The organism is Lysobacter koreensis (assembly GCF_042677045.1).
GTDB lineage: Bacteria > Pseudomonadota > Gammaproteobacteria > Xanthomonadales > Xanthomonadaceae > Lysobacter_K > Lysobacter_K koreensis.
The window spans coordinates 165,834-186,567 of record NZ_JBHTIH010000002.1; the positions used below are offsets into that span (position 1 = coordinate 165,834).

A 20,734-nucleotide genomic window follows, 5' to 3' on the forward strand; every position below is an offset into this window, starting at 1 on the left:
TCAGGGCGGGAGAGTGTCCTTGCGCCCAGCGTGGCTTGCGCGCGAGCGCGTCCGGGCCGACCAGTCCCCGTTCGGGATGGACCGCTGCGATCAGCCCAACCACCGAAGGAAAATGCCGAGCGGATGGTGCGCACGCGCGATGATGTAGATCATCGCGAACGTGGCCAGCGCGGCGACGTAGAACCCGGCCTGGGCCGCGCGCGTGCGGCCGCGCTTGATCGCGAACACGCCCAGCACGATGTACACCACCAGCAACACGATCTTGGTCGCGAGCCAGCCGTTGGCGAACATCGCCCCGGGCAGGATCGTCAGCAGCATCAGCGCGGCGGTCAGCAGCGCGGTGTCGATCGCGTAGCTGGTCCAGCGCACCAGCAGCCACTTCGGCCAGGCCATGCCCGCGAGCACGCCGGCGCCGCGCAGCGCGAACAGCCCACCGCTGGCCAGCGCCAGCAGGATGTGGACGTGCTTGATCTGGGGGTAGAACTCGATCATCGAGCGACTTTCCTTGGGGTTTCGGACCGGTGGAGGATTCAGTGGTCGGGCCGCACCATCAGCCCGGCTTGCCGTCGGCGCGCGGGCTCAGGTAGATCCGGCCCAGGCGCACCACCCACGGCGCGAATGCCAGCAGCCAGCCCAGCGCCGCGAATGCCTGCCAGGCCATGGTGTCGGGCGCGATCTCCGCCGCGACGCGCATCGCCGCCACCAACTGGATCGCGACGAACGCGAACCACGCGGCCGCCGGCATCACCAGCGGCCGTCCGGAATGCCCCTGGGTCACCCGGGTCACCATCGCGACCAGCACGCTGCCGAAGAAGCCGATGAACAACGCGTGCGCCGGCCCGCGGCCCAGCCAGTACACCCCGGTCATCGCGTACGCCCAGCTTTGCGCCGAATACAGCGCGAACGCCAGCGGCAGCCAGGCCAGCGCGAGGAACAGCACGGCCAGGATCCCCGGCTTGTCGCCGCGCGGCCACCAGCGCCACAGCAGCGTCGCGGTCAGGCCCAGCAGTGGCAGGTCGACCAGCCACAGCCACACATAGAGGTGGAGCAGTTCCAGCAGCAGATGGCCCAGGCACAGCGGCCACAACGCGGCAAGGATCCACAACGGCCGCCACGGCTGGTAGCCGGGCACGATCCGGCTGGCGAAGAACGGAAACATCCGGTGCGCCACGGTCAGGTACACCGGCAGCAGCAGGCCAAAGCTGCCGATCTTGATGCTGGCGAACACCCAGATCGGCGACCCGCCGAGCACGAACGCGCCCCACGCCGCGATACCGACAAGCCCCAGCGCGAGCGCGGCGAAGCATGAGCGGGCATGCCAGTTCGCCGATTCGTCGCGCCACAGCAGCGACCCCAGGATCCACAGCCCCGCCAGCCAGCCGCCGGCGGTGAACACAGTGCCGACCAGCATGCCGGCCTCCCAGCCCAGCGCACCCAGCAGGGTCGCGATCTGGCCACCGAACAGCCCCAGCCCGACCGGCACGTAGCGCCAGCGCTCGACCTCGGGCAAACCCATCCATTTCGGGAACGTGGTCAGCAGGAACCCGAAGAAGAAGCTCGGCAGCATCTGGTACTGCATGACGAACGCATGCACCCAGCCGGCGGGCAGCGATGATTGCGGCATCGCCAGCACCGGCCAGCGCGCGGCTGCCAGCCACGCGGCCCACCAGGCCATCGCCAGCAGCAGGTTGGTGGCGCCGATGAAGAACATCAGGCGGTGCGGCGCCGCGGCCAACAAGCCGGGCGAGGAGCGACGCGGTGGACTAGTCATGGGTCGCAGTGTGGGCAGGTGCCGGGGGCCGCCGCCTTGACCTGAGTCAGTTGGAGCCGCTCGACGACGCCCGGATCTGCGACGGTGCCTCGCCACTCCAGCAGCGGCGTGGCCGACCAGGCGCGGCCGGCGGCGTCATTGCGACAATGCCAGAGTGTCGCGTGATCAGGCTTTTCCCGCGTGCCCACGACCGGAGAACGGCGGGTCGCGAGGCGGCTAGCGCACGATCGTGACCGGCACCGCGCAGTGGGTCAGCACCTTGATGGTGATCGAGCCCAGGAACAGGCTGGTGAGCGCGCCGCGACCGTGCGAGCCCATGACCACCAGGTCGCACTTGGCGGAGCTTGCGTACTTGACGATGGTGTCCGCCGGATCGCCGACCAGCAGCTGCTCGTCGTAGGCGACATCCGCCCGGTTGAGGGTCGCTTTCGCGGTCTTCAGCGCGAACTTGCCGTTGTCGGCGTGATACTTCTCCACGCCTTTCACGCCCAGGTGGATCGCGACGCTCTGCAGGAGTGGCTCGTCGACATGGAGCAGGATGACCTCGGGTTTCTCCGCCAGCCTGGACGCCAGCCGCGCCACGAAGCGGGCGGCGCGAGCCGCTACCGGACTTCCGTCTACCGCAAGCACGATACGCATGGCCTGGCTCCGTTGATGCTGTGCACACTGGTGATGGGAAACATCCGATCCCAGTGTCGTCATGCCGGCTGCGGAGTCGTTGACCTGCGTCAACTTCGGTGACGCTAGCGGTGCGGCCGCAAGTCCAGGCCGGTCGAGGGCGCGCCGAACCGGCGGCATCGCTTGATTGATCCAGATCAACAAGCGCAGCGGCGCCGGGCGCGTAATGAAGGCCACGTTGCCGGCTCTGCCGCTGCTGGAGCACCGATCATGGTCAAGGACCTGATGATCCCCATCACCAACACCGCGGGCGATGCCAATGCGCTGGCTGCGGCGATTGCGCTGGCGGCACGCACGGACGCGCACCTGTGCGTGCTCGAGGCATTCAACCTGCCGATGCCGGCCCCCAGTCCGTGGGGGCTGCTGCCGGACCTGGCCATGAGCGACCTCTACACCACCTTGCGGGCCAAGGCCGAGGGCGATGCCGCGGTGTGGCGCGAGCGGTTGGCCAAGGAGTCCGTCCCGTCCGAGGTCCGCGTCGCCGAGGCGCTCTTTGTCGAGCCTCCCAGAATGGCCGCCCTGCATGCGCGCTACAGCGACATGGCCGTGATGACGGCGGCGACCAGCGGCTACGCAAGCGACGAACCGGTCATCCACGGCTTTTTTTCCGCGCTGCTGCTGGAGTCGGGACGCCCGGTGCTCGTGGTGCCACCGCGGTTCACGTCGCATCAGCCGGCCAAGCATGCCGTCGTCGCGTGGCGCCCGACCCGCGAGGCCACGCGTGCCTTGCACGACGCGATGCCCCTGCTGCACGCGGCCGAATCGGTCGATGTGCTGGAAGTGGGGCCGCAGGGCGGCGAGCGCGGCGATGGCCCGCAGCCGGGCGCCGACATCGCCACGCACCTGGCCCGGCATGGCCTGAAGGTGCGGGTCGTGGTGAGTGAGCCATCGGGCGAGTCGGTGGCGATGGCGTTGATGAAACACGCAGAACAGTCCGGCGCCGAGCTGCTGGTGGCCGGTGGCTATGGCCACTCGCGCTTCCGCGAATGGGTGCTGGGCGGCGTGACACGCGAGCTGCTGAAATTCAGCTCGGTGCCGATCCTGTTCTCCCACTGACGCGCCTCCCACCAGCTCGCCGGAGACGAAAGGCATCGACGGCGAGGCTGTCGACGCCGCCCCTGCCGTCCGCGAACACGGCAAGTTCGCGCGGGGGCTGTCTGTGCCGAGCCACCTCCGCTTTCGACCGAAGTGGCTGGCCCTGCTGCGTCGGTTGCGGCGACCTTGGCGCCGTGGGCAGGTCTAGAGCCGCGGCGCGTAGGGGAGGTAGCAGAGCACCAGCGCGGGAACGATCAGAAAGAACCAGATCGCGAGCTTGTAGAGCCCGAGCAGGAAGTACGCGATCGCGTCGAACTTGGCGACCGGAAGCTCGAACCAGCGCCGGTGCAACCGGTACAGCCAGTCGTGCGCCAGGACGAAGCCGACGAACGCCAGCGTCAGCGCGGCGTAGTTGAACACCGCACACCACATCACGAACGCAGGCCAAAGCGTGCTGTCCATCAGGCACATCCTCCATCAGGGGCATCGGCAAAGCGCGAGTTCGCGCAAGCCCTGGGGTGGATCGCTCGGGGTCACGCGGGTCGGGGATTCCCGCACCTTAGGAGGGCGGCGCGGCCGCACGTTGACTTGCGTCAAAGACCCGCGCGTTTGCAGGCTTTGTTGAGGCAGATCAAGGTGATCGCGGCTGGGTGGGGCAGTCTGGATTCGTCCGACTGGAGGGCACGACATGTTCAAGGACATCCTGGTTCCGCTGTTGGCCGGCGAGGTCCACGAGGCCGCGCTGGCGACGGCCTGCGCGCTCGCCGCCCACGATGGCTCGCACCTGGTGGCGCTGGTCGGGGTCAGCGTGGTGACGCCCAGCGCCAGCGCCTGGGCCTACTATCCCGCGGGCGTCTACGAAACGTTGAATGAAGCCGCGCAGGCCACCGCCGCTGCCTTGGCGCAGGCGGTCGAGGAGCGTCTTGCCCGGGAAGCAGTCGCCCGCGAAATCCGCCGTTCCGATTCGTTCTGGCTGACGTCGGCCGAACTGGCGGCGATGCACGCGCGCTATTCCGACCTGGTCGTGCTCGGCCTCGCACGCCCGCCGCAGGACGCCGACCGGCGCGTCTTCGCCGGGGTGTTGTCGGGCGGCGGACGAGCGGTGCTGGCGGTGCCGGCCGCCGCGCCCGCGGTCGCGAGCTACGGCCACGCGGTGGTGGCGTGGAAGCCTTCGCGGGAAGCTGCGCGGGCGGTGCACGACGCGCTGCCGCTGCTGCAGCGGGCCAGGTCGGTGGACGTGGTGATGATCGGCCCCGGCACCGACCACGGAGCGCGCGACGAGCTACCCGGTGGCGACATCGCCACCCACCTGGCGCGGCACGGGCTGGTGGTGAACCTGGTGCAACGGCCGCGTGCGGCCCAGGCCACGGGCGAGTCGATCCTGGCGCATGCGCAGGAGTCGCGCGCCGATCTCATCGTCGCCGGTGGCTACAGCCGCGCCCGCGCGTTGGAGCAGGTGTTCGGCGGCGTGACCCGCCACCTGCTGGAGCACTCGAGCATCCCGGTGCTGTTCTCGCACTAGCGCGTCCACTCGCGCGCGGTTTCCGCGGCGGTCGATTCGCTTCCGCTTCCGGGCACGTGCGCCTGGGTGCGCGTGTGCCGCGCCAGCGCTTCGTAATGCGCGCGATAGCGATCCAGCGTCAACTCGTCGAGTTCCTCGAGGTCGAGCAGTGCGTTGCTGGCCCGGTCGGTGACCCGGATCAACTCGTCCAGCTTGATCTGCATCGCCTCGGTATCGCGGCTTTGGGTGTTCTGGATCAGGAACACCATCAGGAACGTGACCACCGTGGTGCCGGTGTTGATCACCAGTTGCCAGGTGTCGCTGAACTGGAACACCGGCCCCGACACCAGCCACGCGAGGATGACGAAACTGGCCAAGGTGAACGCGAGCGGCCGGCCGGTGGTGCGCGCGGCGGCCTTGGCCAGCTTGTTGAACGTCGTGGAAATGTTCATGCCCCGGATCTCCTGGCTGCGTTTGGGCGCGTTGCGTTGGAGGCACGCTTGGGCAGGCCGCTACTGCAGCAGCGCTGCTATCTCCGCCGCGACCTCCTGCTGGTGCCCCACCAGCAGGTGCCCGCCGTTCGGGTAGCCGATAAAGCGGGCGCGCGGAATGTGTGCGGCGCTGTAGCGGGCGCCGTCGAAGGTGCCGTACAGATCGTCGGCCGCGCTGATCGCCAGCGTCGGCACGGCGATGCGCTCGAGCTCGTAGCGCGGCAAGGACGAGGTCACCGCGGCGTCGTTGAGCAGTCCCAGCCGGCGCGGACTGACCGGCAGGATGTGGTCCAGGGTTTGCGCGACGCTCGCCTGCTCGTCGGCGCTGGCGCCGGCCACCACCTCGGGCGGAGTGGCGAGGATCGCCCGGATCATGGTGGGACGTGCCAGCCGGATCCCGGCCCAGAACACGAAGTCCGACTTGAGCGCGGTTTCGAACAGGAAATCGGTTCCCGCTGGCGTCCGCATCGGCGGCGCGCTGCCTGGCCTTGGCACGTACGCCGCCGGAACCAGCAGGACCAGCGCGGCCGTGCGCTCGGGATGGCGCAGCGCCAGTTGCATCGATGACGGTGCGCCGGCCGAGACCCCGATCACCGCCGCGCGCGGGATATCGAGCGCGTCGAGCAGGCAGGCGTGGGCATCGGCCTGGGCCGCGGCGGAGGCGTCGGCCGGAAGCGGGGTGCGCAGGTAGCCGAAGCGGGACATGGCGATGACCCGGAAACCGCGCGGCACGAACGCTTTGGAAATATCCATGCCCTGGTCATGGCCGCCGCCGGCGCCATGCACGACCAGCACCGCCGGGCCATCGCCGTCGACCGCGTACTCGATCGCCCCGCAAGGCGTGTCGACCACGGTGCTTCCGGTCGCAATGCGCGCGCGTGCCGGGCCGATCTCGCGCTGGTAGCGCAGGTGGACCAGCACGCACAGCGCCGCTACGGCCAGTAGCGCGACCGCCGCTTTGAGCTTGCTCCTCGCCATTGGCTACTCCCGTCTGCCTGGCGGGCTAGCGCGCCGTGTAGCCGCCGTCGATCACCAGTTCGGTCCCGGTCACGAACTTGGCTTCATCCGACGCGAGATAGACCACGCCCCAAGCGATGTCATCGGGGTCGCCCATGTGCCCGAGCGGATGCAGCCGGCCGACCTCGGTTCGGGCCGCGGCCAGGTCGCTGGCGCCGCTGTCGCGCAGGTGCTGCTCGACCATCGGTGTCCAGATGTAGCCCGGGTGCACCGAGTTGACCCGGATCTTGTCGGGGGCGTAGATCAGGGCGTCGGTCTTGGTCATCAGCCGGACCGCGCCTTTCGAGGCGTGATAGGGCGGCACGTCGGGCGCGCCGACCAGGCCGTAGATCGACGAGAGGTTGATGATGCTGCCGGTCCCGGCGCGCTTCATGTGCGCAATCGCGTGCTTGGTGCAGAAGAACACGCCCTTGACGTTGACCGCCTGCACCCGGTCCCACTCCCGCTCGGTGATCTCGTGGGTGGGCTTGTTGATGCCGGCGATGCCGGCGTTGTTGACCAGCACGTGCAGCGCGCCGTAGTGGGCGGCGACGCCGTCGATGGCGGCCTGCACGGCGTGCTCGCTGGCCACGTCGACGTGCCAGTAGCGCGCGGCCACACCCTGGGCCCGCAACGATTCGACCAGCGCGTTGCCGGCCTCGTCGAGCACGTCGAACAGCGCCAGCCTGGCGCCTTCCTCGCCCAGCCGAAGCGCGCAGGCCTGGCCGATGCCGAGCGCCGCGCCGGTGACGATGCAAACCTTGCCCTTGACCCGTTCCATTGCCGCACCCTCCACGCCGCGCCATCGCCGATGGGCTGGTTGTGATGGACTCGCTGGCGCCGGCCGTGGACCGCCAGTCGCCGCATGGCCGGGAGTAGACGGCATGCGCGCCGAACCGATGTTGATGCAGGTCAAGGCGGTCGGCGAGCAGGGCTTTCGGCCGGCGCGCAAGGTGCGCAGGCCGACCGGGTTGCGGGTGTGGGTTCGCGTGCCGTGGCCGGCACCAATCGTTGACCCAGATCAATGTGGCTGTGCTCGCGTGGTAGCAGATTTGCCACGACATCGAAGGCGTCGGCGCATCACCGCTGCCCGACGATGCACTCCCGACCGCCACGAGGAGCCCGCCATGGCACTGCCCACCCGCTACAACCCGTTTCGCCAGGTCAGCCTGCTCGACCCCCTGGTCGATCTGGACGACCTGTTTCGGGGACTCGGCGCCCGCTCGTTGTCGCGCGGGTACGAAAAGACCCTCGAAATGCACATGGACGTGCATGAGGACGACAAGGCGTACCGCATCAACGTCGACGTTCCCGGCGTCAAGAAGGAGGACATCGACGTCTCGGTCGAAGGCAATCAGGTCACGATCACGGCCGAAGTGAAGCGCGAACAGTCGCGTGACAAGGAAAAAGAGGTGCACAGCGAGCGCTTCTACGGCAAGGCCTCGCGTTCGTTCTCGCTGCCCAGCGACGTCGACAGCGGCAAGTCGGAGGCACGCTACGACGGCGGCGTGCTGAGCCTGACCCTGCCCAAGAAGGGCAACAGCGAATCCCGGCACCTGTCGATCAACTGATCGGCGGTCCGCGGCGTCGTCGCCGGACGAACGAACCAAGGAGAAGCCCATGAACACCGTCTCCCGTGCTTTGACGGCGGCCCTGTTGCTGGTCGCCGCGCCAGTGGCGGCCGCCCAGTCGACAGCCAAAACGCCGCCGGATCCGCCCCAGGCCCAACAGCCCGCCGAACAGCCCCCAGATCCCCAGGGCAGCGGCGACGTCAGCAAGGAAATCGGACACACCGTGGACGCGATCCGCGCGTACTCGGCCGAGCGTCGCGCCGAGGCCGTGGCCAACGCCAGGCGCGCCGCCGACGACCTCGACCGGCAGATGCAACGGCTGCAAGAGCAGTCGGACCGGGGTTGGGCGCGGATGAGCCAGGCCGCGCGACAGCGCTCGCAGGCGACGATGGCGGACCTGCGCCAACGCCGCAACGCGCTGGCCGAGTGGATGGGCGGCATGCGCCACAGTTCCGCCACGGCCTGGGACGAAGTCAGGAGCGGCTTCGTCAACAGCTACCACGAGCTCGCCGATGCGATTCGCAGAACCCGGGAGGAGCTCGACAAGGACAGCAAGACCAGCAACGACGTCAAGGACCAGGACCCGGAGCAGGCCGGCGAGACGGAAAGCGACGACAAGCCGTGAGCACGCGCGGGTCGAAGCCGTACCTGCCCCTCAGCGGAGAACCCAGATGAACCAGCTCAATACCGATCGATTGCGCCACAACCTGCGCGCGGTCGTCGACAACGTGGAGCAGGCCCTGCACCACATGTCCGACGCGACCGGCGAAGAGGTCGACGAACTCAGGTCGCGCGCAGGCAGGCGACTGCATGATGCCCACGATCGCCTCGGCGAGATCGAGCACCGCGCCGCCGCGCAACTGCGGCGTGCTGGTCGGCGCACCCAGACCTATGTGCACGACCACCCGTGGCAGCTGCTCGGCGGGCTGGCGATCGCCGCCGCCGCGTTGTCGCTGCTCGCGCGCACGCGCCTGTGACGCGCAGCAACAAGTAGCAGTTCGTTGCAGCAAGGCCCCGGGCGAAAGACCGGGGCCAGCCCGTGTCCGGTCACGGCGCCAGGTCAACCTGTTCGAGGTACTCGGGCACGTGCGCGTGCCAGCCCAGCTCGCGTTCGATCCGCAGGCGCAGGGCGTCGGCGGCATCGGGTTCGCCGTGGGTCACGAACACCGTGCGCGGCGCGCGGGGCGCGGTGCGCAGCCAGTCGAGGACCTCGTCGGCATCGGCATGCGCGGACGCGGCCGAAAGCGGCACCACCTCGGCGTTGACGGCGACATCCTGCCCGTAGATCCGCAGCGAACGCGCGCCCGCGGCGAGGCTGGCGCCGCGGGTGCCGCCGGCCTGGAAGCCGCACAGCACGATCGCGTTGCGCGGATCGGGCGCGAACGCGATCAGGTGGTGCAGCACGCGGCCGCCGGTGGCCATGCCACTGGCCGAAACGATGACCATCGGCCCCTTGCGCCGGTTCAGCGCCTTGGACTGCTCGACGCTGCTGACGATCTGGGTGGTGCGTTGCACCGCATCCAGCGCGGCGGCGTCGAGGCGATGCAGGTCGGGGTACTGCCGATACAGCGCGGTGACATCGGTCGCCATCGGACTGTTCAGGAAAACCGGCACCACCGGCACCTCGCCGCTGGCTTGCAGTTGCGCGATCACGTGCAGCAGCAGCTGCGCGCGGCCGACCGCAAACGCCGGAATCACGACAACGCCAGCGCGCGCCGCCACCCGCCGCAGCACCTCGCGCAGTTCCTGCACCAGCGCGGTCGCAGGATGGCGGCGGTCGCCGTAGGTGGACTCGCTGACGATCCAGTCCGAATCCGCCGGGGCGACGGGTGCCAGCATCACCGGATCGTGCGGGCGTCCGAGATCGCCGCTGAAGGTGATGCGGGTTCCCTGGTACTCCAGCGTCACGGCCGCCGCGCCGAGGATGTGGCCCTGCATGCGCAAGCTTGCCTGCACCCCCGGCACCGGTTCGAACGCCTGCCCGAACCCCACGCCCCGCAACCGCCGCAGGCAGTGCTGGGCGTCGCTCTGGCTGTAGAGCGGTTCCGCCGGATGATGCTTGGACGTGCCCTTGCGGTTGGCGTAGCTGGCTTCCTCCTCTAGCAGGCGTCCCGAATCGGGCAGCAGGATCCCGCACAGGCTGACCGTCGCGTGCGTGCCCCAGACCTGGCCGCTGAAACCCGAACGGACCAGTCGCGGCAGGTAGCCGCTGTGGTCGAGGTGGGCGTGGGTGAGCACCACCGCGTCGATCGACCCCGGGTCGACCGGGAACGGCGCCCAGTTCCGCAGGCGCAGGGACTTGTAGCCCTGGAACAGGCCGCAGTCGACGAGGATGCGGCGGTTGCCGGCCTGGACCAGGTAACGCGAACCGGTGACGGTGGCGTTGGCGCCGAGGAACTGCAGGCGGAAGTCGCCAGCGGGCATTGCGGGCATCGCGCTCATCCTGATCGGTCCTCGACTGGACTCAAGGTCCTTGGGTGCAACGGAACGTGGGCTCGCTCAGGCCATAGGCGCCGGCCAAGCGTGAGGTCGAGGCGATCGTCTGCGGGTCCGGTTCGCCGCTCAGCGCCAGCGGGTAGTCGATGGGGGCATCGATCCAAGGCTGGATCGCGGCGCGTATTCCCAGCTGCGCACGCAGCCTAGCCTCGGCGTCGACCGCCGACCGTGCGCCCGGTTTGCTGACGGCCTCGCCGCGGCGCGGTGGCGCCGGATCCAGCGCGTCGCTGGCGTTGTTGCTCAGCAAGGCGAGGCGGGGTTGCAGCGCGATCGCGGTGAGCTTTCTGTGGCGGATCCCCCGGCACAGCGCATCCTCTATCACCGCCGGCGCGAGGCCGCGGTCGCGCCAGAGCGCGACCCGGTACCGCGGGCTGTCGTCGATCGGGCCGCGCTCAGCGGCCAGTTCCGCGGTGCCTTGCAGGGTGCCGGTGGCCAGTGCCTTGGCCACCGCCCGCGCCTGCTCGGCGGCGCCGGTGTCCTCGTAAGCCAGCCCGAGCAGGTGCAGCGCATCGCCCAGCCCGATCAGGCCGATGCGCAGGTCGGCGAACGTCGCCGCTGCACCGTGCATTGCCACCAATGCGTCGTCGAGCAGGCGCACGGCCAACGCGGCGATCCCGGCGAAACGCTCGCCATCGAAGCGCGCCCGTTGCGTCAGCGGGGCGAGCACGAACGCGGCCACGTTCAACGTGGCGCCGGGCGAGTCGAAGGGGTGCAACCGGCTGTCGGTGCCGGCCATGCGCAGCAGGCGTTCGTCGGGCAGCAGCTGCCAGCGGCTGAACGCGTCCACGTAGCGCTGCGCCCACGTCCGCGCCTGCCCCCCCTCCACCCCGGCGAGGGCGTCGGCCACCCGCCACCACGTGGCATCGATGGTGCGATCACGCAGGCCGTCGCCGTTGCGCCAGCGGAACCAGCGGTCCCAGGCGTCAACGGCGGCGGGATCGGTGAAGCGCGTAGTGGAAACCATGTGGCGACCTCGCTCGGCCGAGGGGGCTTGACGACGCCACTATCCACCGCGGCGCGGCGCGGCCTTTGACCGGCGTCAACAACCAGCGCGCCGGTTACCGGTTGTTACTTTCGGTTACACGCCGCACATCCCCGCGTGCACCGGCGCCACTACCGTGCAGGCCTGAGCCCTTCCACCGACCGGAGCCGCCGCCATGCTGCAGTCGCAAGTGTCAGCCGAGTCCCTGCCTCATGCCGAGTACGATGGCCCGACACCGGTCCTGCGGCAGTGGGCCGCGCCGGGGCTGGCCACCCTGGTGGCGGGCCTGCCGTTGCAGCGCCGCTGCATGCGGGCCAGGCAGTATCTGTTTCGCGCCGGAGAGCGCCGGCAGTCACTGTTCCTGATCCACGCCGGCTGCTTCAAGACCTGCGTGATCAGCCCCGACGGTCGCGAGAAAGTCACCGGTTTTCGCCTGCGCGGCGACCTGCTCGGCATCGATGCGCTGGACATGCCGCACTACGCCTGCAACGCGATTTCGCTGGACGTCGGCGAGGTCTGGGAATTGCCGGTGGCGCAACTGCGCGACAGCCTGCCCGATTTCCAGCAGCGGCTGACCGCGGTGCTCGCCAGCGAGATCCGCCGCGACTGGGGCTGGATGCTGGCCATCGGCACGCTGTCGGCCGAACAGCGCGTGATCACGTTCCTGCTCGACCTGTCCGCCCGGCTGGAAGCGCTGGGTTTCAGCGCCCGTTGCCTGACCTTGCGCATGACCCGCGCCGACCTTGGCAATTTCCTGGCGCTGCAGCTGGAAACCGTGACCCGCGCGCTGTCGCACCTGCAGGCGCTGGGCATGATCGGAGTGGAGCGTCGGCAGATCCGGATCGAGGATCCCTCCGGCCTGCGCGCAATGCTGGGCACTGCGTCCTTGCACTAGTCGGCACCCTCAATCAGCACCGTCGCAGCGGGCGAGGCTGCGGCGCACCGCCGCGGCCAGTTGTTCGCGCCGGTACGGCTTGCGCAGCAACGCGAACCGCTCGCGGTCGCCGCGTTCGCCGCCACCCAGCGGGTCGTCGTAACCCGAGGTCAGCAGCACCGCCAGTTTCGGCTGCAGCCGGCGTGCGGCCCGCGCCAGTTCCTTGCCGTCCATGCCATTGCCGAGCATGACGTCGCTGAACAGCAGCGCGGTCGTGTCGTCGCGCTGCAGATGCTGCAGCGCCTCCGCGGCACTGGCGAAGGCATGGACCCGATAGCCCAGGGAGTGCAGGAACGCCACGGCAATCTGGCGCACCGCCGGTTCGTCTTCCACCACCAGCACCGTCTCGCCTTCGCCCGGGGTGACGGGCGTTCCGGCCGCGGTTGGAGCCGCGGCCGCGGTCTCGGCGACGGGCAGGTAGAGCTCGACCCGGGTGCCGTACCCCAGCTGACTGTCGACGTGGAGATAGCCGCCGCTTTGGCGGACGAACCCGTAGACCATGCTCAAACCCAGGCCGCTGCCGCGGCCGGGCTCCTTGGTGGTGTAGAACGGCTCGACCGCACGCGCCAGCGTCTGCGCGCCCATGCCCAAGCCGGTGTCGCTGACCGAAAACACCACGTAGTGGCCGGCCGCCAGTTCCGGCCGGGTTTCCTGCGCGGAGATCCAGCGTTCGCTTGCCGCCAGCGTGATATCGCCGCCTCGGGGCATGGCGTCGCGCGCATTCAGCGCCAGATTTACCAGCGCGGTGTCCAGCAGCATCGCGTCGGCATAGGCGCAGGGTAGGTTCGGTGCGCATGTGACTTCGATCCGCACCAGGTCGCCCAGGGTGCGCCCGAGCATCAGCTCCAGGTCGCGCAGCAGGCGCGACGCGTCGATCGCGCTTGGATTCAGCCGCTGGCGGCGGGCGAAGGTGAGCAGCTTGGCGGTGAGCTCGGCGCCACGCGCCACCGAGCGCTGGACACTGGCGATCAGTTCCGCTGCTTCAGGCCCCTGCGGGTATTCGTCCTCGAGCAGCTGCAGGCTGCCGGACATCACGGTCAGCAGGTTGTTGAAGTCATGTGCGATGCCGCCGGTGAGCTGGCCGATCGCATCCAGCCGCTGCGAATGCGCGAGCTGCTCTTCCGTGCGCCGACGCTGCACCAGCGCCGCGATCAGGTTCGCCACCGACTGCAGCAGGTGCAACGCGTCGTGGTCGAAGCGGCGCGGTTGGCGCGAAAGCGCGATCAGCGCGCCCATCGGCCGGTCGCGGTCGAGCAGCGGAACCACCACGCCGGTACGGGCCTCGTCGGGCACGCGGATCGGCAGGGCCTGTTCGGGCAGGGCGGCCAGGTCATCCAGTACCCGCGGCCCGGCGCTCGCCAGGGCTTGCCAGAACGGCAGATTCGACGGGCCCAGGGCCTGCGCCGACTCCATCCATTCCTCGTCGAGCCCGAACGACGCGCGGACCTCGATGCCGTCGCGATCGGCGCGCATCAGCGCCACCGCCACGCTTTCCACGCCCAGCGCCTCGGCCAGCAGCGCCGGCACCAGTTCGATCACGCTGCCGTCGTCGGCGGCTTCCAGCGCGAGCTGGCCGATGCGCGCGACCAGCGTGTCGTAGCGCGCCCGCACCAGCGCCTGGCGCGCACGCTGGGTGGCGGTGACGTCGCGGATGGAGGCGAGGAAGCGGATCCCGTCGTCGCTCTGGATCGGGCTCAGGGCGATCTCGACCGGGAACTGCTGGCCGTCGCGTCGTTGCCCGGTCAGCGCCTGGCCGGTGTCGCCCATCGCGCGGATGCGCGGGCTGGCGCTGTACCCGGCGCGATGCGCGCGGTGGTGGGCGCGCACGGCTTGCGGCATCAGCGCCTCGACGGCAAGCCCGGCGAGTCCCCCGGGCGGATACCCGAACAGGCGCTCCGCCTGGGGGTTGGCGATCACGATGCGGCCGTCGTGGTCGACCACGATCAGGGCATCGGGAACGCTGTCGAAGAGCTGCGGGAACACGGGGTCGGCTCGCGGGCTGGCCGGCTCAGTGGTGCTCGACCGCGGTGGCCAGCAGATAGCCTGCGCCGCGCACCGACTTGATCAGGCGCGGATGCGCCGGATCGGTTTCCAGCTTGCGGCGCAGGCGACCGATCTGCACGTCGATCGCGCGATCAAACGGCCCGGCGTCGCGGCCGTGCATGCAGTTCATCAGCTGGTCGCGCGTGAGCACCTGGTTTGGCCGTTGCAGCAGCGCCTGCAGCAGGTCGAACTCGCCGCTGGTGAGGGCGACCTCGCGGCCCTCGCGGTCGGTCAGCCGGCGCGACAATGGCTCCAGTTCAAAGCCGTCGAACTTGAAGCCGCCGTTGGGCGCCGCGGCTGATGGGCCTGGCTCCGGGCGTGCGCGGCGCAGCACCGAGCGGATGCGCGCCAGCAGTTCGCGCAGGTCGAAGGGCTTGGTCACGTAGTCGTCCGCACCGAGCTCGAGCCCGACCACGCGTTCGACCGACTCGCCACGGCCGCTGACCACGATTACCGGGCCGCGCCAGTGGCTCTGCAGGTGGCGCAGCAACAGCAGGCCGTCCTCGTCGGGCAGGCCCAGGTCGAGCAGGATGAGATCGATCGGCGGCCCACCCAGGGATGCCCGCAGTTGCGCGCCGCTGGCCACCGTGCTGACCCGGCAGCCGTGGCTACCCAGATACCGGCAGAGCAGGGCCGCGATTTCACGATCGTCGTCCACGATCAATACGTGGGGGGGAGATGGACCTGCCGTCGCCTCGGTCGCCTGCATGCGGATGCCTGATCCCGATCGTTGGGCCATAACCTACGCCAACGCGCGCGCCGGCGCCTGCAGGCCTTGGGGCTGGCCGGCATCGCTGCGCCCGGCATCGTCTTCGTCCTCCGCTGCTGGTCGCGCCCGGGTCGACCGGGACCCGTGGAACGTGCCGGTTGGCAGTCGTGTCCCGAGTCGCTGCCGGTCAGGGGATGCGCGCCCTGCCGAGGCGGGCGGCGTTGCTCACCACCGAGACCGAACTCAGGCTCATCGCCAGGGCGGCGATCATCGGGCTCAGCAACAGGCCGATGAAGGGATACAGCAGGCCTGCCGCGACCGGTACGCCCAACGCGTTGTAGAGCAAGGCAAAGACGAGGTTCTGCTGCATGTTCGCGACCGTCTGGCGGGAGATCGCGCGGGCGCGGAAGATGCCGCGCAGGTCGCCCTTGACCAGCGTGACCTGGGCGCTGGATGCCGCCACGTCGGTGCCGCTGCCCATCGCGATGCCGACATCGGCCGCCGCGAGCGCCGGCGCGTCGTTGATGCCGTCGCCGGCCATCGCCACCCGGCGACCTTCGCCGCGGAGCCGCTGCACCAGCGCAACCTTGTCCTGCGGACGCACTTCGCCGTGCACTTCGTCGATGCCGAGCGCGCGCGCCACGGCGTACGCGGTGGTCAAGCCGTCGCCGGTGGCCATGACGATGCGCACGCCGGCCGCCTGCAATTGGCTGATGGCTTCGGGCGTGCTCGGCTTGATCGCGTCGGCGACCGCGAGCAACCCCGCCAGGCGCCCGTCCACGGCCAGCCAGATCACGCTGGCGCCCTCGTCGCGCAGCCGTTCCGCCGCGGGTTCCAGCGGCGCCGTGACGATGCCGGCGTCATGCATGAGCACGGCATTGCCCAACGACAGCGATCGGCCGGCGATGCTGCCGCGCACGCCCTGTCCCGTCACGGAGTCAAACCCGGTGGCTTGCTGCTGCCGCAACCCGCGCTCGCGGGCGGCCGCCACCAGCGCGGCCGCCAGCGGGTGCTCGCTGCCCTGGTCGAGGCTCGCTGCGAGACCCAGCAGCTCGCTTTCGGAAAATCCGCCGGCCGCCACCGCGCTGCGAAACGTCGGCCGGCCCTGCGTCAATGTCCCGGTTTTGTCCACCACCAATGTGTCGATCTCGCGCAGGCGCTCGACCGCCTGGGCGTCGCGGAACAGCACCCCGACCTGCGCCGCGCGGCCGGTGGCGACCATGATCGACATCGGCGTCGCCAGGCCCAACGCACAGGGGCAGGCGATGATCAGTACCGACACCGCGTTGAGCACGGCGTAGGTCCACGACGGTTCCGGGCCGAGCAGTCCCCAGACCGCGAACGTCGCCACCGCGACCGCGATCACCGCCAGCACGAACCAGTAGGCGACCCGGTCGGCCATGCGCTGCAGCGGCGCGCGCGAGCGCTGCGCCTGCGCCACCATCTGCACGATCTGCGCCAGCACGGTGTCGGCGCCGACCTTCTGCGCGCGCATCACCAGGCTGCCGGTGCCGTTCAAGGTCGCGCCGACCACCGCGGCGCCAGCGGTCTTCTCGACCGGGATCGGCTCGCCGGTCAGCATCGATTCGTCGACGCTGGAATGACCGTCGATCACCACGCCATCGACCGGCACCTGTTCGCCCGGACGCACGCGCAGGCGGTCGCCGACGTGGACATGGGTCAGCGGGATGTCCTCCTCGCCGCCATCGTCGCGCACCCGCCGCGCGGTTTTCGGCGCCAGGCGCAGCAAGGCCTTGATCGCCAGCGACGTACGTGAACGCGCGCGCAGTTCCAGCACCTGGCCGAGCAGGGTCAGCGACACGATCACCGCGGCGGCCTCGAAGTAGACACCGATGCGGCCGTGCTCCCGGAATGACGCCGGGAACCACCCCGGCGCGAGGGTGGCGACGACGCTGTAGCCGAACGCCGCCGCGACGCCGATGCCGATCAGCGTCCACATGTTGGGGCTGCGGTTGCGGATTGACTGCACGCAGCGCACGAAGAACGGTGCGCCGGCCCACAGCACCACCGGCGCGCTCAGCGCGAGTTCGAGCCAGGTGCGGGTCGCCGTGGTCAAGCCGGGCAGGCGATGGCCGGCCATCGCCAGCAGCAAGGTCGCCACGCTCAGGGGCAGCGTCCACCAGAAACGGCGCGCGAAATCGCGCAGCTCGGGGCTGTCGTCCTCGTCCAGGTTGGGCATCTCCGGTTCCAGCGCCATGCCGCACAGCGGGCAGAAGCCGGGGCCGTCCTGGCGGATCTGCGGATGCATCGGGCAGGTGTAGATCGTGCCGCGCGGCGTCTCGATCACCGCGGCGGGGCGCGGTGTCGGGAATTTTTCCGGCTCGGCGATGAAGCGCGCGCGGCAGCGCGCCGAACAGAAGTGGTGGGCCGTGCCGGCATGCTGGGCGTGGTGTGCCGTGCGGGCTGGGTCGACCGCCATGCCGCAGACCGGATCGATCGCGAATCCCAGGCCGTCCCGTGTCGGCGCGGTTACCGACGCTGGATCGTGGCCGTGCTGGCCGTGCGAGACCGGGTGGGGCGTGCGGGTCATGCGTCCTCTTCAGCCAGCGCAGGCTGGGTCGAACAGACAACCTTCAGCACGAGCCGGGCGGCATCGGACCGTCCATCCCAGCGCTGCGAGCGAGACGGACCGAGGCTCGTGCCAGCCGGCAGGACAACGGCGCGGCCATCAATGCACGCTGGCGCCAAGCTTCGAGGTAAAGCTGCTCAACGGCACGGCGTGCTCCACGATGGGCAGATGCGCCGCGTCCACGACCAGGGTCGCGTCCGGCGGTTTCTGGCACAGTCTTTCGAGGTCGGCGAACGCGGTATCCGCGCCGCGACCGCCCTCCGTGCAGAAAAACGCCACGTGCGGGGCCTGGGTCCCGTAACGCTGGGCGTAGGTGCGCACGGGCGCGGCCATGCGACCGGCCCACACCGGGCCACCGATCACCAGCAGCTCGTAGTCGGCCGGATCGTGGCTGGTCGCCAGGATCGGTGGCGTGCGCCGGGCGACGGCGTCGAACAGCGCGCGCACGACCCCGCCGAAGCCGTGCCGCGGCTGGGGCTCGCGGATCTCTTCCAACTCGGCGCCGGTGGCGTTGCGGATCTCGTGGGCCAGGCTGCGGGTGTGGCCGCTCATGGAGTAGTACGCAATCAGGGTATGGGCTGTCATGGCATATCTCCTGCTGGACTGATGGCGGATGGACCCGGTTGGGCTTTCGGACCTGTCTGCCCGGACTGACAAGCGCGCGATCGTCGGTCCGGCGGGCGGTGGCCTCGCCGTGCGATCGTCGCCAAGCGATCTGCCAGCCAGCTGCGATCCCTTGGCCGACGCGGCCGCGACGCCGGCGTCCATTCCAACCGGGTCAGTCAGCCGATCAGCAGGTGCTCACTCACCGCCCGCACGCCCGGCGCAGACCACACCGCCCGCATCACGGCTTGCCGTTCGTCCCAGTTGTCGACACCGCCCTCGATGTCGACCGTGCCGCCGTCGCGCACGCTGATCTGGATATGGCTGGCCTCGACCTCGGCGTGGCGCTTCAGGGCATCGGTGATGCGCTGCTTGACATCTCCGGCCTGGACGGACGGCTTCAAGGTCATGTCGTTGACGACACCCGAGACGCCGGCGAGCTTGCGGACATCGGCCATCGCCGCCTCGCGCTGGAAGTTCCAGTCAAGCTGGCCGGACAGCGTCACCCAGCCGTCCTGAACTTTCACGTGCACCGAATCCTTCGGAACCACCACGTTCCAGGCCAGGACGTTGAGCGCGCGTTGCGCGATCTCGCCATCATCCTGCCGGCTGTCGCCGGGGAAGCGCACCTGGATTTCCTGCGCGATGCCCTTGACACCCTTGACCCGCCAGGCGGCGCGTTCCGCCGCCGTCTTCTGGGCATAGTTGGGCACGTATCCGGTCAGGGTCACGACGCCGTGTTCGGCCGCCACGCCGATATCGGCGGCGTCGATGCTGGGTTCGAAGTCGAGTTCATCGATCACGTTCTGACGCAGTTCTTTGTCGTTCATGGCTGGTCCCTCCAGGGGACATACAGGAACGGTATTACGCGCCCGACGCGCACGCGGAATGTTGATCGAGGTCAACGGACGGACGGATCGGGCGCCGATCCGACCTGCAGGTGGGTACAGGGACGGCCGCCAGTGCGATAGTTCGAGTGACTCTCCGCCGGAGCATCTGCATGCCAGGCCCGCCGTTGCCTGACGACATTCTTGGACTGGGCATTGCCTTGGGCATCGGCCTGCTGATCGGCGTCGAGCGCGAACGTGCCAAGGGCGTTGGACCCGGCCGCGCCGCCGCGGGCGTACGCACCTTCATGCTGCTCGGACTGGCCGGGTCGCTCGCGCACCTGGTCGGTGCGGTGGGCATTCTGGTGGCGGGCATTTTCGTCACCCTCGCGATGCTCGCCAGCTATCGCCGTTCGCAGGCAGCCGACCCGGGACTGACCACCGAAGTGGCGATGCTGCTGACGTTTTTTCTCGGCGTGCTGGCGATGCGGGCCACGCCGCTGGCCGCAGGCCTCGGCGTGGTGGTGGCGCTGGTGCTGGCCAGCAAATCGAAGCTGCACCGGTTCACGCGCCAGGTGCTGTCCGCTCAGGAGTTGCACGACCTGTTGTTGCTGGCGGCGGCCGCATTCGTGGTGCTGCCGCTGTTGCCCAATCGCACCGTCGATCCCTGGGACGCGCTCAACCCGCGCAAGCTGTGGCTGCTGGTGGTCGCGGTGATGGCGGTGAGTTCGGCCGGCTACGTGGCGCTGCACGCGTTTGGATCGCGGCTGGGACTCGCGCTGGCGGGACTGGCGGGCGGGTTCGTGTCCAGCACGGCCACGATCGCGGCGATGGCCGATCGCGCCAAGGCCGCGCCGCAGTCGAGCCCGGCGTTCGCCAGCGCCGGGCTGATCTCCAACGTCGGCACCATCATCCAGCTGGCGATCGTGATCGCGATGCTGTCGCCAGAACTGCTCGGGTCCGCGGCATGGCCGTTGGCGGCGGCGGGCGTGGTCGCGATCGGTGCCGCCGTGGTGGCCAGCTGGCGAGCGTTCTCGTCGTCGAGCGACGGCCGCGCCCTGGCCGGCAAGCGGCCGTTCGAGCCGCTGCGGGTGTTGGCGTTCGTGGCGATCCTGGCAGCGATCGTCCTGTTGGCGGCGATCGCGCGGCATTGGCTCGGTGCAGGCAGCCTGCCGTGGGTGCTGGCCGCGTCGGGCCTGGCGGACGTCCATGCCGCGGCCGCGTCGGCAGCGCAGCTGGTCGCGACGGGGCAGGTGGGCGCGGAGCAGGGGGTAGTGGCGGTGCTGGCCGCGCTGGCCACCAATTCCTCGGCGAAGTGCGTGGTGGCGGCGATCAAGGGCGGCCGGCAGTACGCGCTGCGGGTGATCCCGGGCATCGTGCTGATGGTGCTCGCGTTCGCGGTCACGATGGCGCTGATGCCGTCGGCCTGGCGCGTCTGAAAGCCACGGCGTCCAGCGGTGCTTCGCGCACGCATTGCCTTGTGCGGGACGCGCTACCTGCATCGATG

Annotated in this window: 21 protein-coding genes; 7 read left to right on the plus strand and 14 right to left on the minus strand. The window is 69.8% G+C overall.

The window, feature by feature from the left end; translation table 11 throughout:
* Positions 1 to 90: 90 nt before the first annotated feature.
* From ACFQZQ_RS00995 to ACFQZQ_RS01005, 3 genes are all read right to left on the minus strand, one after another.
* On the minus strand, positions 91 to 492 hold the full coding sequence (locus ACFQZQ_RS00995) for a SirB2 family protein (RefSeq protein WP_386810824.1): 402 nt from the start codon (positions 490 to 492) through the stop codon (positions 91 to 93).
* A gap of 58 nt (positions 493 to 550) precedes the next feature.
* Complete coding sequence (locus tag ACFQZQ_RS01000; protein ID WP_386810825.1) at positions 551 to 1,771, minus strand: NnrS family protein; 1,221 nt, start codon at positions 1,769 to 1,771, stop codon at positions 551 to 553.
* Between the two features lie 216 nt (positions 1,772 to 1,987).
* Positions 1,988 to 2,410 carry a universal stress protein gene (locus ACFQZQ_RS01005; protein ID WP_386810826.1) on the minus strand — a complete coding sequence of 141 codons (423 nt, stop codon included), beginning with the start codon at positions 2,408 to 2,410 and terminating at the stop codon, positions 1,988 to 1,990.
* A 249-nt stretch (positions 2,411 to 2,659) separates the two neighbouring features.
* Here ACFQZQ_RS01005 and ACFQZQ_RS01010 point away from each other — a divergent pair, with 249 nt between their 5' ends.
* A complete protein-coding gene (locus ACFQZQ_RS01010) occupies positions 2,660 to 3,505 on the plus strand; it encodes a universal stress protein (RefSeq protein ID WP_386810827.1) in 846 nt (281 codons plus the stop codon).
* 183 nt (positions 3,506 to 3,688) lie between these two features.
* Here the strand turns inward: ACFQZQ_RS01010 and ACFQZQ_RS01015 are convergent, their stop codons facing one another.
* Positions 3,689 to 3,946, minus strand: coding sequence for a DUF6868 family protein (locus tag ACFQZQ_RS01015; RefSeq protein WP_386810828.1), 258 nt, complete (start codon positions 3,944 to 3,946; stop codon positions 3,689 to 3,691).
* A 226-nt stretch (positions 3,947 to 4,172) separates the two neighbouring features.
* Here ACFQZQ_RS01015 and ACFQZQ_RS01020 point away from each other — a divergent pair, with 226 nt between their 5' ends.
* On the plus strand, positions 4,173 to 5,006 hold the full coding sequence (locus ACFQZQ_RS01020; RefSeq protein WP_386810829.1) for a universal stress protein: 834 nt from the start codon (positions 4,173 to 4,175) through the stop codon (positions 5,004 to 5,006).
* On the opposite strand, the gene ACFQZQ_RS01025 is transcribed toward ACFQZQ_RS01020, so the two are convergent.
* From ACFQZQ_RS01025 to ACFQZQ_RS01035, 3 genes are read right to left on the minus strand one after another with little or no spacing between them, the layout of a single operon-like run.
* Positions 5,003 to 5,437: a low affinity iron permease family protein gene (locus ACFQZQ_RS01025; protein ID WP_386810830.1), complete on the minus strand. Its 435-nt coding sequence runs from the start codon at positions 5,435 to 5,437 to the stop codon at positions 5,003 to 5,005. The two genes, ACFQZQ_RS01020 and ACFQZQ_RS01025, sit on opposite strands and share 4 nt — an antisense overlap.
* Before the next feature lie 60 nt (positions 5,438 to 5,497).
* Entirely contained in the window at positions 5,498 to 6,454 is a 957-nt protein-coding gene (locus tag ACFQZQ_RS01030; protein ID WP_386810831.1) for an alpha/beta fold hydrolase, read from the minus strand.
* Between the two features lie 25 nt (positions 6,455 to 6,479).
* A complete protein-coding gene (locus ACFQZQ_RS01035; protein ID WP_386810832.1) occupies positions 6,480 to 7,253 on the minus strand; it encodes an SDR family NAD(P)-dependent oxidoreductase in 774 nt (257 codons plus the stop codon).
* Between the two features lie 346 nt (positions 7,254 to 7,599).
* Here ACFQZQ_RS01035 and ACFQZQ_RS01040 point away from each other — a divergent pair, with 346 nt between their 5' ends.
* From ACFQZQ_RS01040 to ACFQZQ_RS01050, 3 genes are read left to right on the plus strand one after another with little or no spacing between them, the layout of a single operon-like run.
* Positions 7,600 to 8,043 (plus strand): Hsp20/alpha crystallin family protein, encoded by a 444-nt coding sequence (locus ACFQZQ_RS01040; RefSeq protein ID WP_386810833.1) that lies wholly within the window; start codon positions 7,600 to 7,602, stop codon positions 8,041 to 8,043.
* A gap of 49 nt (positions 8,044 to 8,092) precedes the next feature.
* Complete coding sequence (locus tag ACFQZQ_RS01045; protein ID WP_386810834.1) at positions 8,093 to 8,668, plus strand: hypothetical protein; 576 nt, start codon at positions 8,093 to 8,095, stop codon at positions 8,666 to 8,668.
* A gap of 46 nt (positions 8,669 to 8,714) precedes the next feature.
* Positions 8,715 to 9,020 (plus strand): DUF883 family protein, encoded by a 306-nt coding sequence (locus tag ACFQZQ_RS01050; RefSeq protein ID WP_386810835.1) that lies wholly within the window; start codon positions 8,715 to 8,717, stop codon positions 9,018 to 9,020.
* Between the two features lie 70 nt (positions 9,021 to 9,090).
* On the opposite strand, the gene ACFQZQ_RS01055 is transcribed toward ACFQZQ_RS01050, so the two are convergent.
* Both ACFQZQ_RS01055 and ACFQZQ_RS01060 read right to left on the minus strand, forming a co-directional pair.
* On the minus strand, positions 9,091 to 10,476 hold the full coding sequence (locus ACFQZQ_RS01055) for an MBL fold metallo-hydrolase RNA specificity domain-containing protein (protein WP_386810836.1): 1,386 nt from the start codon (positions 10,474 to 10,476) through the stop codon (positions 9,091 to 9,093).
* A gap of 31 nt (positions 10,477 to 10,507) precedes the next feature.
* Complete coding sequence (locus ACFQZQ_RS01060; RefSeq protein WP_386810837.1) at positions 10,508 to 11,503, minus strand: ribonucleotide reductase N-terminal alpha domain-containing protein; 996 nt, start codon at positions 11,501 to 11,503, stop codon at positions 10,508 to 10,510.
* Between the two features lie 193 nt (positions 11,504 to 11,696).
* Between ACFQZQ_RS01060 and ACFQZQ_RS01065 the strand changes: the two genes are divergently transcribed.
* Entirely contained in the window at positions 11,697 to 12,416 is a 720-nt protein-coding gene (locus tag ACFQZQ_RS01065) for a helix-turn-helix domain-containing protein (RefSeq protein WP_386810838.1), read from the plus strand.
* Between the two features lie 9 nt (positions 12,417 to 12,425).
* On the opposite strand, the gene ACFQZQ_RS01070 is transcribed toward ACFQZQ_RS01065, so the two are convergent.
* The 5 genes from ACFQZQ_RS01070 to ACFQZQ_RS01090 all read right to left on the minus strand — a co-directional run bounded on the left by ACFQZQ_RS01070 (position 12,426) and on the right by ACFQZQ_RS01090 (position 19,230).
* Positions 12,426 to 14,438, minus strand: a complete 2,013-nt coding sequence (locus ACFQZQ_RS01070; protein WP_386810839.1) for a PAS domain S-box protein — start codon at positions 14,436 to 14,438, stop codon at positions 12,426 to 12,428.
* A gap of 25 nt (positions 14,439 to 14,463) precedes the next feature.
* On the minus strand, positions 14,464 to 15,156 hold the full coding sequence (locus ACFQZQ_RS01075) for a winged helix-turn-helix domain-containing protein (RefSeq protein WP_386810840.1): 693 nt from the start codon (positions 15,154 to 15,156) through the stop codon (positions 14,464 to 14,466).
* Between the two features lie 238 nt (positions 15,157 to 15,394).
* Entirely contained in the window at positions 15,395 to 17,758 is a 2,364-nt protein-coding gene (locus ACFQZQ_RS01080; protein WP_386810841.1) for a heavy metal translocating P-type ATPase, read from the minus strand.
* A 138-nt stretch (positions 17,759 to 17,896) separates the two neighbouring features.
* On the minus strand, positions 17,897 to 18,382 hold the full coding sequence (locus ACFQZQ_RS01085; protein WP_386810842.1) for a flavodoxin family protein: 486 nt from the start codon (positions 18,380 to 18,382) through the stop codon (positions 17,897 to 17,899).
* Positions 18,383 to 18,579: 197 nt separating this feature from the next.
* Positions 18,580 to 19,230, minus strand: a complete 651-nt coding sequence (locus ACFQZQ_RS01090; RefSeq protein ID WP_386810843.1) for a BON domain-containing protein — start codon at positions 19,228 to 19,230, stop codon at positions 18,580 to 18,582.
* A gap of 170 nt (positions 19,231 to 19,400) precedes the next feature.
* Between ACFQZQ_RS01090 and ACFQZQ_RS01095 the strand changes: the two genes are divergently transcribed.
* Positions 19,401 to 20,666 (plus strand): MgtC/SapB family protein, encoded by a 1,266-nt coding sequence (locus tag ACFQZQ_RS01095; RefSeq protein ID WP_386810844.1) that lies wholly within the window; start codon positions 19,401 to 19,403, stop codon positions 20,664 to 20,666.
* The last annotated feature ends 68 nt before the right edge of the window (positions 20,667 to 20,734 follow it).

What these genes read in the sequence shown, in the direction of transcription:
- ACFQZQ_RS01050 (WP_386810835.1), top strand. Translation starts at nt 8,715, where the DNA reads ATGAACCAGCTCAATACCGATCGATTGCGCCACAACCTGCGCGCGGTC.
- ACFQZQ_RS01010 (WP_386810827.1), top strand. Translation starts at nt 2,660, where the DNA reads ATGGTCAAGGACCTGATGATCCCCATCACCAACACCGCGGGCGATGCC.
- ACFQZQ_RS00995 (WP_386810824.1), bottom strand. Translation starts at nt 492, where the DNA reads ATGATCGAGTTCTACCCCCAGATCAAGCACGTCCACATCCTGCTGGCG.
- ACFQZQ_RS01030 (WP_386810831.1), bottom strand. Translation starts at nt 6,454, where the DNA reads ATGGCGAGGAGCAAGCTCAAAGCGGCGGTCGCGCTACTGGCCGTAGCG.
- ACFQZQ_RS01060 (WP_386810837.1), bottom strand. Translation starts at nt 11,503, where the DNA reads ATGGTTTCCACTACGCGCTTCACCGATCCCGCCGCCGTTGACGCCTGG.
- ACFQZQ_RS01090 (WP_386810843.1), bottom strand. Translation starts at nt 19,230, where the DNA reads ATGAACGACAAAGAACTGCGTCAGAACGTGATCGATGAACTCGACTTC.
- ACFQZQ_RS01065 (WP_386810838.1), top strand. Translation starts at nt 11,697, where the DNA reads ATGCTGCAGTCGCAAGTGTCAGCCGAGTCCCTGCCTCATGCCGAGTAC.
- ACFQZQ_RS01005 (WP_386810826.1), bottom strand. Translation starts at nt 2,410, where the DNA reads ATGCGTATCGTGCTTGCGGTAGACGGAAGTCCGGTAGCGGCTCGCGCC.
- ACFQZQ_RS01040 (WP_386810833.1), top strand. Translation starts at nt 7,600, where the DNA reads ATGGCACTGCCCACCCGCTACAACCCGTTTCGCCAGGTCAGCCTGCTC.
- ACFQZQ_RS01000 (WP_386810825.1), bottom strand. Translation starts at nt 1,771, where the DNA reads ATGACTAGTCCACCGCGTCGCTCCTCGCCCGGCTTGTTGGCCGCGGCG.
- ACFQZQ_RS01020 (WP_386810829.1), top strand. Translation starts at nt 4,173, where the DNA reads ATGTTCAAGGACATCCTGGTTCCGCTGTTGGCCGGCGAGGTCCACGAG.
- ACFQZQ_RS01015 (WP_386810828.1), bottom strand. Translation starts at nt 3,946, where the DNA reads ATGGACAGCACGCTTTGGCCTGCGTTCGTGATGTGGTGTGCGGTGTTC.
- ACFQZQ_RS01095 (WP_386810844.1), top strand. Translation starts at nt 19,401, where the DNA reads ATGCCAGGCCCGCCGTTGCCTGACGACATTCTTGGACTGGGCATTGCC.
- ACFQZQ_RS01035 (WP_386810832.1), bottom strand. Translation starts at nt 7,253, where the DNA reads ATGGAACGGGTCAAGGGCAAGGTTTGCATCGTCACCGGCGCGGCGCTC.
- ACFQZQ_RS01045 (WP_386810834.1), top strand. Translation starts at nt 8,093, where the DNA reads ATGAACACCGTCTCCCGTGCTTTGACGGCGGCCCTGTTGCTGGTCGCC.
- ACFQZQ_RS01055 (WP_386810836.1), bottom strand. Translation starts at nt 10,476, where the DNA reads ATGCCCGCAATGCCCGCTGGCGACTTCCGCCTGCAGTTCCTCGGCGCC.
- ACFQZQ_RS01025 (WP_386810830.1), bottom strand. Translation starts at nt 5,437, where the DNA reads ATGAACATTTCCACGACGTTCAACAAGCTGGCCAAGGCCGCCGCGCGC.
- ACFQZQ_RS01085 (WP_386810842.1), bottom strand. Translation starts at nt 18,382, where the DNA reads ATGACAGCCCATACCCTGATTGCGTACTACTCCATGAGCGGCCACACC.
- ACFQZQ_RS01080 (WP_386810841.1), bottom strand. Translation starts at nt 17,758, where the DNA reads ATGACCCGCACGCCCCACCCGGTCTCGCACGGCCAGCACGGCCACGAT.